General features: G+C 73.4%; 11 protein-coding genes and 1 pseudogene. 2 read left to right on the forward strand and 10 right to left on the reverse strand.

What is annotated here, in order from left to right:
- The 8 genes and pseudogenes from IEZ12_RS38005 to IEZ12_RS38010 form a co-directional block, all read right to left on the reverse strand.
- Positions 1 to 341, reverse strand: a pseudogene (locus IEZ12_RS38005) (NADH-quinone oxidoreductase subunit L); the annotation flags it as partial.
- The gene (gene nuoK, locus IEZ12_RS08835; protein WP_189271509.1) at positions 338 to 700 is read right to left on the reverse strand and encodes an NADH-quinone oxidoreductase subunit NuoK; all 363 of its coding nucleotides are present in this window, start codon (positions 698 to 700) and stop codon (positions 338 to 340) included. The gene nuoK and the pseudogene IEZ12_RS38005, both read right to left, overlap by 4 nt.
- Positions 701 to 702: 2 nt before the next feature.
- Positions 703 to 1,320, reverse strand: coding sequence for an NADH-quinone oxidoreductase subunit J family protein (locus IEZ12_RS08840; RefSeq protein ID WP_189271510.1), 618 nt, complete (start codon positions 1,318 to 1,320; stop codon positions 703 to 705).
- Positions 1,317 to 1,877, reverse strand: coding sequence for a NuoI/complex I 23 kDa subunit family protein (locus tag IEZ12_RS08845; protein WP_100587332.1), 561 nt, complete (start codon positions 1,875 to 1,877; stop codon positions 1,317 to 1,319). Before IEZ12_RS08845 ends, IEZ12_RS08840 begins: the two co-directional genes overlap by 4 nt.
- Complete coding sequence (gene nuoH, locus IEZ12_RS08850; RefSeq protein ID WP_189271511.1) at positions 1,874 to 2,833, reverse strand: NADH-quinone oxidoreductase subunit NuoH; 960 nt, start codon at positions 2,831 to 2,833, stop codon at positions 1,874 to 1,876. Before nuoH ends, IEZ12_RS08845 begins: the two co-directional genes overlap by 4 nt.
- Positions 2,830 to 4,731, reverse strand: coding sequence for an NADH-quinone oxidoreductase subunit C (locus tag IEZ12_RS08855; protein ID WP_189271512.1), 1,902 nt, complete (start codon positions 4,729 to 4,731; stop codon positions 2,830 to 2,832). The genes nuoH and IEZ12_RS08855 overlap by 4 nt, the downstream gene beginning before the upstream one ends.
- Complete coding sequence (locus IEZ12_RS08860; protein ID WP_043914674.1) at positions 4,728 to 5,366, reverse strand: NADH-quinone oxidoreductase subunit B; 639 nt, start codon at positions 5,364 to 5,366, stop codon at positions 4,728 to 4,730. Before IEZ12_RS08860 ends, IEZ12_RS08855 begins: the two co-directional genes overlap by 4 nt.
- Positions 5,357 to 5,764, reverse strand: coding sequence for an NADH-quinone oxidoreductase subunit A (locus IEZ12_RS38010; RefSeq protein WP_229847347.1), 408 nt, complete (start codon positions 5,762 to 5,764; stop codon positions 5,357 to 5,359). Before IEZ12_RS38010 ends, IEZ12_RS08860 begins: the two co-directional genes overlap by 10 nt.
- 275 nt (positions 5,765 to 6,039) lie before the next feature.
- Between IEZ12_RS38010 and IEZ12_RS08865 the strand changes: the two genes are divergently transcribed.
- Positions 6,040 to 7,191, forward strand: a complete 1,152-nt coding sequence (locus tag IEZ12_RS08865; protein WP_189271513.1) for a sensor histidine kinase — start codon at positions 6,040 to 6,042, stop codon at positions 7,189 to 7,191.
- A 79-nt stretch (positions 7,192 to 7,270) separates the two neighbouring features.
- On the opposite strand, the gene IEZ12_RS08870 is transcribed toward IEZ12_RS08865, so the two are convergent.
- Complete coding sequence (locus IEZ12_RS08870; protein WP_373295454.1) at positions 7,271 to 8,323, reverse strand: S1C family serine protease; 1,053 nt, start codon at positions 8,321 to 8,323, stop codon at positions 7,271 to 7,273.
- A 176-nt stretch (positions 8,324 to 8,499) separates the two neighbouring features.
- Between IEZ12_RS08870 and galE the strand changes: the two genes are divergently transcribed.
- Entirely contained in the window at positions 8,500 to 9,474 is a 975-nt protein-coding gene (galE, locus tag IEZ12_RS08875; protein ID WP_189271515.1) for a UDP-glucose 4-epimerase GalE, read from the forward strand.
- A gap of 157 nt (positions 9,475 to 9,631) precedes the next feature.
- Here the strand turns inward: galE and IEZ12_RS08880 are convergent.
- On the reverse strand, positions 9,632 to 11,129 hold a 1,498-nt coding region (locus IEZ12_RS08880), incomplete at its 5' end, for a PQQ-binding-like beta-propeller repeat protein (protein ID WP_229847348.1).

The following is an 11,129-nucleotide window of genomic DNA, read 5'->3' on the forward strand; positions in this document are numbered from 1 at the left end:
TACGACGGGTAGCGCGGGTCGTCCTTCAGGTACGCGGTGGAGTAGATCTGCACGCAGGTGGCGACCAGGCCGACCAGCACCGAGATCACCGAGGTGAAGCCGTCCAGGTGCAGGGCCAGCGAGATCTCCGGGCCGCCGGTGGGGGCGAGCCGGGTGCCGGCGTCCAGGGTGGCGCCGGTGCCCAGCTGGACGGCCGTCACCAGGGCGAGGACGGCGGCCACCGCGACCGGCAGCACCGCCAGCGGGCGGGCCAGCGAGGGGTGGCGGCGTCCGGTGGCCAGGCCGGCGGCGGCGCCGAGCGCGGGCAGCACGGGGACGAGGATCGGCAGCGCGAGGTTCATGCGGCGGCCTGCTCCTTCTCCTCGGCCGCATCGGCCGGGACGTCCGCCTCGTGCCGGTCGCCGAGCGCGGTGACCAGGTCGACGGCGGCGGTGCGGCGGGTGCGGTACACCAGCAGCACGATGGCCAGGCCGAGGCCGATCTCGGCGGCGGCGACGGTGATGGTGAACAGGGTGAGCGCCTGGCCGGCGTGCAGGGTGTCGCGCAGCCAGACGTCGAAGGCGACCAGGTTGAGGTTGACGGCGTTGAGCATCAGCTCGACCGACATCAGCACCAGGACGACGTTGCGCCGGGCGAGCACGCCGTACACGCCGACGCTGAACAGCAGCACGGCGAGGACCGCGGGATAGGCGAGGTGCACGCTCAGCGCTCCTTCGTCTTCGTCAGGGCGGTGCGCAGGTTTCCGGGCCTCGGCTTCGTCCGGTCGCCCTTGGTGCGGGACAGCACGATCGCGCCGACCAGGGCGGCCAGCAGCAGCACCGACAGCGCCTCGAACGGCAGCACCCAGTGCGAGAACAGGAACTCACCGGTGAGCCGGGTGGTGCCGACCGGACCGGACAGGTCGATCCAGGACGAGCGGAACGCGTCCACCACCAGCGTCACCAGGGTCGCGGCGGAGGCCACGCCGACGGCCAGCGCCGCCGGACGGTTGCCGGAGTCCGCATCCGGGGAGCTGCCGATCGGGGCCCGGGTCAGCATCAGGCCGAACAGCACCAGCACGACCACCGAGCCCAGGTACACCAGCACCTGCACCCAGGCCACGAACTCGGCCGTCAGCAGCAGGAACTCCACCGCCAGACCGCCGAGCGCCACCACCAGCCACAGCGCGGCGTGCACCAGCCGGCGGGTGGTCACCGAGACCACGGCCGCACCGAGCACGAGCGCACCGACCAGCAGGAAGACGATCTCCTGCCCGGTCGGCGAGAGGTACGAGCGCGCGGCGGGCTCCAACGAGCCCGCCGCGGCCAGCAGGGCGCTCAACTCTGCTCCCCCTCCTCGGCGGCGGCAGCGGCGGCCGCGGCCGCCAGCTTGTCGGCGGCCTTGCGGGCCATGGCGATCTCCTTGGGCTCCTCCGCCGCGACATCGTGCGCGGGCGGCGGCGGGACGGTCCACATCCACTCGCGCAACCGGTCGCGCTCGTGGGTGAGCTCGCGGATGTCGGTCTCCGCGTACTCGAACTCCGGCGACCAGAACAGCGCGTCGAACGGGCACACCTCGATGCAGATCCCGCAGTACATGCAGAGCGAGAAATCGATGGCGAAACGGTCCAGCACGTTACGGGTACGGGCCCGGGCGTTCGGATCGGCGGCGGGCAGCGTCTCCTTGTGGGAGTCGATGTAGATGCACCAGTCCGGGCACTCACGGGCGCACAGCATGCAGACCGTGCAGTTCTCCTCCAGCAGCGCGATCACGCCGCGCGAACGCGGCGGCAGCTCGGGCTGCACGTCCGGATACTGTGCGGTGACGGTCTTCCGCGTCATCGTCCGCATGGTGACGGCCAGGCCCTTGGCCAGGCCGGAGCCGGGAAACTTCATCAGGAGATCGCCACCTTGACGATGCCGGTGAGGGCGAGCTGGGCCAGGGCGAGCGGGATCAGCACCGTCCACGCGAAACGCATCAGCTGGTCCTCGCGCAACCGCGGGTACGTCACCCGCAGCCAGAGCACCACGAACGCCAGCGCGAACGTCTTCGCCAACGTCCACACCACGCCCAGGCCGTCGGAGAACGGGCCGTGCCAACCGCCCAGGAACAGCACCGTGGTCAGCCCGCAGAGCACCACGATGCCCGCGTACTCGGACAGCAGGAACAGCGCGAACCGCAGACCGGTGTACTCGGTGTACGCGCCGAAGATGATCTCCGAGTCGGCCACCGGCATGTCGAACGGCGGCCGCTGGAGCTCCGCCAGACCCGCCGTGAAGAACACGAACGCGCCGATCAGCTGCCACGGCACCCACCACCAGTGGAAGGCGTCCACGATCCCCGGCAACGAGACGGTGCCCGCCGCCATCGCCACCGACGCCGCCGCGAGCAGCATCGGCAACTCGTACGACATCAGCTGCGCCGCCGTCCGCAGCGCACCCAGCAACGAGAACTTGTTCGCCGACGCCCAACCGCCCATCAGCGAACCCAGCACGCCGATGCCCATGACCGCCAGCACGAAGAAGATGCCCGCGTCCACCGCCTGCCCGACCAGCCCGTTCGGCCCGATCGGAATCACCAGCAGCACCAACAGGTACGGCAGCAACGCGACCGCCGGAGCCAACCGGAAGATCCGCCGGTCCGCCCCCGCCGGAACGACGTCCTCCTTCTGCACGAACTTCACACCGTCGGCCACCAACTGCGCCCACCCGTGAAACCCGCCCGCATACATCGGCCCGAGCCGCCCCTGCATGTGCGCCATCACCTTGTGCTCGGCCTGCCCGACCACCAACGGCAACACCAGGAACGCCACCAGCGTGCCGACACAGCGCAGCAGCGTGTCGAGAAGATTCACGCGCTGTCTCCGTTCTGCGAGGGCTGCGAGGACTGCTGATCGGGTTCGGACGGTTCGGACTCCGGCTGCGCGGTGTCAGATTTCGCGGGCTCGGCCTGCGCGGACTCGGGCTCGGCGGGCTCGGGCTCGGCGGGCTCGGGCTCCGCAGCGTCAGATTTCGCAGGCCCGGGCTGCACGGCCTCAGGCTGCGCAGGCGCAGGCTCTGCAAGCTCGGCTTGTGCGGCCCCAGGCCCCATGGGCTCGGGCTCCGCCCCCGCAGGCGCGGCCTTCACGGCTTCAGGCTTCGCAGGCCCGGTGTGCGCGGCCGCGGTCTGCCTGGGCGCAGCCTCCGCGAGCTCGCGCTTCGCGGCCCCAGGCTTCGCGGACTCAGCCGCCGCAGGCCCGGCCTGCGTGGACTCGGGCTCTGCGGGCGCAGGCTTCGCGGGCGCGGCCTGCGCGGGCTCGCGTTTCGCGGCCCCAGGCTTCGCGGACTCGGCCGCCGCAGGCTCGGCCTGCGTAGCCTCGGGCTCTGCGGGCGCAGGCTTCGCGGGCGCGGCCTGCGCGGGCTCGCGTTTCGCGGCCCCAGGCCTCGCGGACTCGGCCGCCGCAGGCTCGGCCTGCGTAGCCTCGGGCTCCGTGGGCTTCGCGTCCACGGGCCCGGTGTGTGTGGGCTTCACCTCTGTATGCTCTGGCTTCGCGGCGTCAGACCCTGCGGGCTTGGACTTCGCGGGCTCAGCCGCCACAGGCCCGGCCTGCGTGGACTCGGCCCGCACAGCCTCAGGCTGCACGGGCTTCGTCTCCGCTGCCTCGGGCTCCGCAGCCTGAGACTTCACAGACTCAGCTACCGCAGGCCCGGCCTGCACAGCCTCAGGCTTCGCGGGCGCGGCCGCCGCAGGCTTGGACTCCGCAGCGTCAGGCTTCGCGGCCTCGACCGTCGAGGCGTCAGGCCCCGCGGGCTCGGCCTTCGCGACCTCAGGCTTCGCAGGCCCGGCCGCCGCAGCCGCAGGCTTCTCCGCCTCGGGCTTCGCGCCGGCAGGCGTCTCGTGGGCCGGGACGGGGGCGTGCCACGGGGCGTCGGAGGACTGGGTGCGGGTGGTGCGGCGGGGGGTTTCGGGGGCGGCCTGGCTGACCGAGCCCTCGCCCACGCTTCGGCTGCGGCGCGGGCGGTCGGCACGTACTGGCGGTGCGTCGGCGGCGGGAGTCGCGTCCGGGGGCGTCGTGGCCTGGCTGGTGGAGCCCTCGCCGACGGTGCGGGTGCGGCGGGGGCGGTCGACGCCGGCTCCCGCGCCGGCCCTCGCGGCGCGGGCAGGGCGTTCGGCGACCGGGGGGAGGGTGCCCTTGAGGGGGCCCCACTCGTTCGGGTCGGGGACGCCGGGCGGGAGCATCTTGCGTCGGGCGGGGCCGCCGCCGTGGTCGGACTCGCCGGGTTCCTTGGCGCCGGGCCAGTCCTTGGCGACCCTCGCGGCCAGGACGAAGTCCTTGCGCAGCGGGTGGCCTTCGAAGCCGTCCGGCAGCAGCAGGGTGGCCGGGTAGGGGTGGCCGGGGAATTCGATGCCGAACATCTCCCGGGTCTCGCGTTCGTGCCAGGCGGCGCCGGCGTACACCTCGACGGCGGTCGGCAGTGCTGCCTGGTCGCGCGGCACGCGGGTGCGCAGCAGCAGTCGGCGGACGCTGCCGGGTTCGCCGACGGCGGCCAGGTGGGCGCAGACCGCGAAGCCTTCGGCGAGTTCGTCGACGGCGCTCAGCCAGTCCAGGAACGCCAGGCCGAGGACGTCGCGGGCGGCGGTGAGCGCCTCGATCCAGTGTTCGGCGGGGACGGTGACGGTGAGCAGTTCGTACGCCTCGGCGGCGGTGGCCCACGGGCCGATCGCGGCGGCGGCGCGCTCGGCAGCAGTCGGAACGTCGGGGTTCTCGGTCACCGCTCGCCTTCCTCGGTCGGGGCGGGCGCGGCCTGCAGCGGGCGGCGCAGCGCGGCCGCGGGTGCGGCGTAGCGCTGCGGGACGTCCTCGGCGGCGATCTTCTCCTGGAGCTTGAGGATGCCCTGGAGCAGCGCCTCGGGCCGGGGCGGGCAGCCGGGCACGTAGACGTCGACGGGGATGATCTGGTCGACGCCCTTGGTGACGGAGTAGGAGTCCCAGTAGGGGCCGCCGGAGTTGGCGCAGGCGCCGAAGGAGATGACGTACTTCGGTTCGGGCATCTGCTCGTACAGGCGCTTGACGGCGGGGGCCATCTTGTCGGTGACGGTGCCCGAGACGATCATCAGGTCGGCCTGTCGGGGGCCGGGCGCGAACGGGATGACACCCATTCGGATGAAGTCGTGCTTGGCCATGGACGCGGCGATGAACTCGATCGCACAGCAGGCGAGTCCGAAGTTGAAGCACCAGAGGCTGTAGCGGCGGCCCCAGTTGAGCACCACCTTGACCGGGTCCGGGGCGAGCCGGGCGAGCGGGCCGAGGCGGCGCTGCTCGACGGCGGCGCCGGGGGTGGCGGGGTCGGGGATGCCGAGCGGGACCGGGCCCTGACCGGGCGTCCCGTGGGAGTGCGTCACGTCCATTCCAGAACGCCCTTCTTCCAGGCGTAGAGCAGTCCGACCGCGAGGAAGCCGATGAAGACGAACATCTCCACCAGCGTGGCCGCCCCGAAGCCGGCGGCGGCGAACACCGTGGCCCACGGGAACAGGTAGATCGCGTCGACCGCGAAGATCACGTACAGGAAGGCGTAGACGTAGTAGCGGATCTGGGTGTGCGCCCAGCCCTCGCCGACCGGATCGACGCCGCACTCGTAGGCGAGCAGTTTCTCCGGGGTGTTCACCACCGGCCGCAGCAGGCGGTTGGCGGTGAAGGCCACCATGACGAAGAGGACGCCGATGACCACCAGCAGGCCGATCGCCGCGTAGGCGTCGAAGTAGCCGCTGCCGGCGGCGGGGTCGGCAGCGAGCGGCTGCCACTCCATGGATTACGCCCTTCTTCTTTGCCCGTCCATAACCATCGCTATCGCGGGAGTCTATGTGCACCGCTCGTCTACTCCCCCATCTGCCCGGTCCGCAAGACGTCCGGTGGACACTCGCCGGAATTCCGCTTGCCGGCCCGCCGGGACCGGGGTTCAGCGCGAGGGGTGGGGATAACCCCCGGACGAAGACGGAGTGCAGCACCATGGCGGCGCCCGGTCCGCAACCGGGATGCTGGTGATCGTCAGAGAACGGCGAGCATCAGGAGAGGGCGCCGACCATGGAGGACGAGGCGAAGCGTCCGTCGCTGTACGGGGCGGAGATGTGGCAGCAGGTCCAGCACGAGTTGCTGAACTTCCCGATCGGGCTGGCCGCCTTCACGGTGATGGTGACGCTGCTGTCGGCGGGGCTCGGCATGGCGGTGACGGTCGTCGGGCTGCCGCTGCTGGCCTTCGGCCTGACGTGCTGCCGGCTGTTCGGCCGGCTGGGCCGGGCCCGGGCCCGGGCCTCGCTGGGCAGCCGGGTCGCCGAGCCGGAGCCGCTGGTGGCGACGCGTCCGGGCCCGGCCGGCTGGGTCGTGGCGTCGCTGTCGGACGGGCTGAGCTGGCGCAGCGCGCTGTACTGCCTGCTGATGCTGCCCTGGGGCATCCTCAGTTTCACGGTGACGCTGGTGCTGCTGATCGTCGGCTGGCCGGTGCTGCCGTGGGCGGTGCGCGGGCTGGCCTGGGTCTCCCGACTGTTGGTGGAGGGCCTGCTGTCGCCGGGCGCGCTGGCCGAGCGGGTCCGTGAGCTGGAGGACGACCGCGGTGCGGTGGTCGACCACGCGGCCGCCGATCTGCGCCGCATCGAGCGGGATCTGCACGACGGCGCGCAGGCCCGGCTGGTGGCGCTGGCGATGGATCTGGGTCTGGCGAAGGAGAAGCTGTCGGAGGATCCGGTGGCCGCCCAGAAGATGGTCGACGCGGCGCACGGCGAGGTGAAGCTGGCCCTGCAGGAGCTGCGCGATCTCGCCCGGGGCATCCACCCTGCGGTGCTGACCGACCGCGGGCTCGATGCCGCGCTGTCCTCGGTCGCGGCCCGCTGCACGCTGCCCGGCGGCGTCAAGGTGCACGTCGAGCTGGGCGAGGGGCGTCCCGATTCGGCGGTCGAGGGCATCGCCTACTTCACCGTCAGCGAGCTGCTCACCAACGCTTCCAAGCACTCCGGCGCCCGCTCCGCCTCGGTGGACCTCTGGCGGCAGGACGACCGGCTGATGCTGACGGTGCAGGACGACGGCCGGGGCGGTGCCGAGGTCCGTCCGGGCGGCGGCCTGGCCGGCCTGGCCGAGCGCGCCGAGTCGGTGGACGGCGTGTTCGTGGTGGACAGCCCGGCCGGCGGCCCGACGTCGATAGCCGTCGAGCTCCCCTGGCGCACCCGGGTCGGCCGGGCCTGACGGCCCGGCCCGGGCGTGGACGGACCCGGGGTGCCGTCTCCCTTGCGCGGTACGGCACTCCGGGCCCGAGCGGGCGGGGCTACAGCGTCCCCAGGGTGACGTCCGCTGTCTGGTTCTGGGCGTCGCGCTGGTAGCCGACGGTCACCTTGTCGCCCGGGGAGAACGAGGCGAGCACGGTGGTCAGCACGGAGGGGCTGGTGATCGCGGTGTCGTTGATCTTTGTGATCACGTCGCCCGCCTGCAGCCCTGCGGAGGCCGCCGGTCCGCCGGGGGCCACCGAGACGATCGCCGCCCCGGCGGGCTGGAAGTTGGTGTCGACGTAGGGGCGGACGGTCACCCCGAGCGCGGCCCGCCCGGAGTTGGTGACCTTGCCGCTGGTGATCAGCTGGTTGGCGATGCTGGTCACGGTGGCGGCGGGGATGGCGAAGCCGATGCCGGGCGCGGCCGCGTTGCCCAGCTCCGGGTCCACCGCGGTCAGGGTGTTGATCCCGATCACCTGGCTGGAGAGGTTGACCAGCGCGCCGCCGCTGTTGCCGGGGTTGATCGCCGCCGAGGTCTGCACCATGTTGCCGATGGTGGCGCCCGGCGAGCCGGAGGTCTGCGGCTCGGTGACGGTGCGCCCGACCGCCGACACGATGCCCTGGGTGACGCTGCTGGACAGGCCCAGCGGGCTGCCCATGGCCAGCGTGATCTGGCCGACCGCGACCTTGGAGCTGTCCGCGAAGGTGGCGGGCTTGAGGCCGTTGGGCAGACTGCTCAGCTTGATCACCGCGAGGTCGGACTGCGGGTAGCTGCCCACCAGGGTGGCGTCCAGCGGCTTGGTGCTGTTGGCCAGCGTCACGGTGAAGGTCTGCGCGGTGCCGACCACGTGCGCGTTGGTGACGATGTCGCCCTTGTCGTCGAAGACGATCCCGGAGCCCAGGCTGTCGCCCGCGGTGATCTGCACCACTGAGGGCAGCACCTGGGAGATCACCTGCTGGTAGTTCTGCTCCAGCTGGTCGCTGGTGGAGGTGGCGGGCGCGGTCGTGGCGGCACCGGCCGCCGTGCTGGAACCGGACCCGTCGTCGATGCTGGAGCAGCCCGTGACCAGCAGCGCGGCCACGGCCAGCACCGATGCCGGGCCGAGCCACAGCTTGGGCCCGGTGGGCCGGGGGCCGGCCGGAAGGGGGCGGGTCGGTTCCTTCTTGGGGCGCACGGCAGCCACCTCCGGTCGCGGGACAGAACTTTGTCAGCATTTCAGCGAATTGTCCGAATGCCTGTCCAGACACACCCGCCGCCACCCGGAAGGCGGCCGTCTAGGATCGGGGCATGACCTGGTTGATCACGGGCGGGGCCGGCTACATCGGTGGTCATGTCGTTCGGGAGCTGGTCGCGGCCGGCGAGCCGGTGGTCGTCCTGGACGACCTGAGCACCGGCTCGGCCGCCCACCTGCCTCCCGGCGTCCCTCTGGTGACGGGTTCCACGCTGGACCGCCCGCTGCTGGACCGCGTCCTCGCCGAGCACGGCGTCACCGGCGTGCTGCACCTGGCCGCCCGCAAGCAGGTCGGCGAGTCGGTCGCCCAGCCGCTGCGCTACTACCACGAGAACGTCGAGGGCCTGCGGGTCGTGCTGGCCGCCGCGGTCGACGCGGGCGTGCGCCGGGCGGTGCTGTCCTCCTCCGCCGCCGTCTACGGCATGCCGGACGTCGACCTGGTCACCGAGGCCACGCCGTGCGCGCCGATGAACCCGTACGGCGAGACCAAGCTGGCCGGCGAGTGGCTGCTGAACGCCTGCGCCGACGCGTACGGGCTGTCCGCGGTGTCGCTGCGCTACTTCAACGTGGCGGGCGCGGCCGCCCCCGAGCTGTCCGACCCGGGCGCGGCCAACCTGGTGCCGCTGGCCTTCCAGCGCCTCACCGCCGGGCTGCCCCCGCTGATCTTCGGGGACGACTACCCGACCCCGGACGGCACCTGCATCCGCGACTACATCCACGTCTCGGACATCGCCTCCGCGCACGTCGCCGCGGTCCGCCGGCTGAGCACGGGCGCCCCGGGCGAGCAGGTCCGGCTGACTCTCAACATCGGCACCGGCCACGGCGTCTCCGTCCGCGAGATGCTCGCCGAGATCGCCGAGGTCACCGGCCTCGGCACCGCCCCCGAGGTGACCGCCCGCCGCGCCGGCGACCCGGCCCGGGTGGTGGCGTCCGCCGAGCTGATCCACCGCGAACTCGGCTGGACCGCCCGGCACGACGTCCGCGACATGGTCGCCTCCGCCTGGGCCGGCTGGCAGCACCGCCACCCGTAGCCGACGACCACGACGGCCCCGGACCGCACCGGTCCGGGGCCGTCGCGCGAGCCCCCGCCCCCTGCCGATCGCCGAATTCGGTGATCGTCCGGCGGCGGGTGCGCCGAAGCCCGACCCGCGGTCGCCCCCTCCGGCGGAGAAGTCCGCCCACCCGGTGTCAGTGCGGGACGGCCGTCCCGTAGAACGAGTCCAGCGCGTACACGCAGCGGTCCTTGGAGCCGACGAAGACCCGGCCGTCGACGGCGACCGGGGAGCCGGTCAGCTCGCCCTTGGTGCCGAGTTCCCAGCGCAGGCGGCCGGTGGCGAGTTCCAGGGTGTGCAGCGAGTGGTCGCGGCTGCCCAGGTGGACCAGGCCGTCGGCGACCGCCGGGGAGCCGACCAGGTCGGCACGGGCGGCGTAGCGCCAGCGCTCCCGGCCGGTGGCGCTGTCGAAGGCGAACAGAGTGTCGCCGGAGCCCAGCAGCACCGTGCCGTCGGCGACCACGGCAGGCTCGGCGCCCTGCCGGGAGGTGGTGGCGGCCCGCCACAGGCCGTGTCCGGTGAGGGCGTCCAGCGCGTACAGGGTGCCGAGGTAGTCGGCGACGTACACCGCGCGGTCGTCCACGGCGGGCGGGGTGAACAGCACCACGGGCGCGTCGAACCGCCAGCGCTCGGCGCCGGTCGCGGCGTCCAGCGCGTGCACCCGCTGGCCGGAGGTCAGGTACAGCACGCCGCCGCGCTCCACCGGCCGGGCCGGGACCTTGCCGGTGACCGGGAGCGCCCAGCGCACGCCGCCGCCGCGCGGGTCCACGCAGTGCAGGCGGCCGGAGCCCTGGTAGTAGGCGGCGCCGGCGATCAGCGCCGGGCCGGACTGCGGGTTCTCGTACTCCTGCTGGGCGTCGTCGGCGCGCCACAGTTCGGCGCCGCTGGCGGCCGAGCGCAGCTGCACCCCGCCGCCGCGGATGCCGCAGCACAGCACGCCGTCGGCGGCGTCCAGCGAGTACACCCAGCCGTCCAGCGAGGTGCGCCAGCGCTCGGTGCCGTCGGCGGAGTCCACGGTGTACAGGTGCGGCCCGTCGGCGGCGTGCACCCGGCCGCTGTCCACGGCCAGGGCCCAGGCGACGTCGCGGGTCTTCCAGCGGCGCTCGCCGGAGCCGATGTCGAGGGCGTGCACCTCGAAGCTGGAGACGAACAGCGTGCCGTCGGCGACCACGGGGGTGCCCCACACGTCGTTGGACATCCGGAACCGCCAGGGCCGCCAGCGGGCGGCGGGCGGCTGCGGTGGGGCGGCGGGGGCGGCCGGTGCGGAGGTGCGGCGCACCCAGTCGGTGCCGACGGGGGCCGCGGACGGCGCCACCGGCTCCACCCGGGGCCCGGGGCCTATCGGCACGTGCGCGCCGGCCAGCCGGATCTCGCCGTCCCCGCCGGACGCCGGCCGCTGGTGCGGCCGCATCCGCTCGGTGGCCACCTCGGCCTCGGACGGCGCCCCGACCGGCGCGACCGGCGCGGCCTGCGAGATCGGCGGCCCGGACGGCTGCGGCGGCACCACCGGCGCCGGCGGCCGGGCCTGCGGCTGCTGGCTGACGGGACGGCGGCTGCTGCGCTTGGCCTCGATCAGGTCGAGCGCGGCGGGCGGCAGCCAGTCCCCGGCCTCGCCGGAGGCGTCGGCCCGGGAG

The organism is Kitasatospora griseola (assembly GCF_014648555.1).
Taxonomy (GTDB): domain Bacteria; phylum Actinomycetota; class Actinomycetes; order Streptomycetales; family Streptomycetaceae; genus Kitasatospora; species Kitasatospora griseola.

What these genes read in the sequence shown, in the direction of transcription:
- IEZ12_RS08860 (WP_043914674.1), bottom strand. Translation starts at nt 5,366, where the DNA reads ATGGACGTGACGCACTCCCACGGGACGCCCGGTCAGGGCCCGGTCCCG.
- IEZ12_RS38010 (WP_229847347.1), bottom strand. Translation starts at nt 5,764, where the DNA reads ATGGAGTGGCAGCCGCTCGCTGCCGACCCCGCCGCCGGCAGCGGCTAC.
- IEZ12_RS08865 (WP_189271513.1), top strand. Translation starts at nt 6,040, where the DNA reads ATGGAGGACGAGGCGAAGCGTCCGTCGCTGTACGGGGCGGAGATGTGG.
- galE (WP_189271515.1), top strand. Translation starts at nt 8,500, where the DNA reads ATGACCTGGTTGATCACGGGCGGGGCCGGCTACATCGGTGGTCATGTC.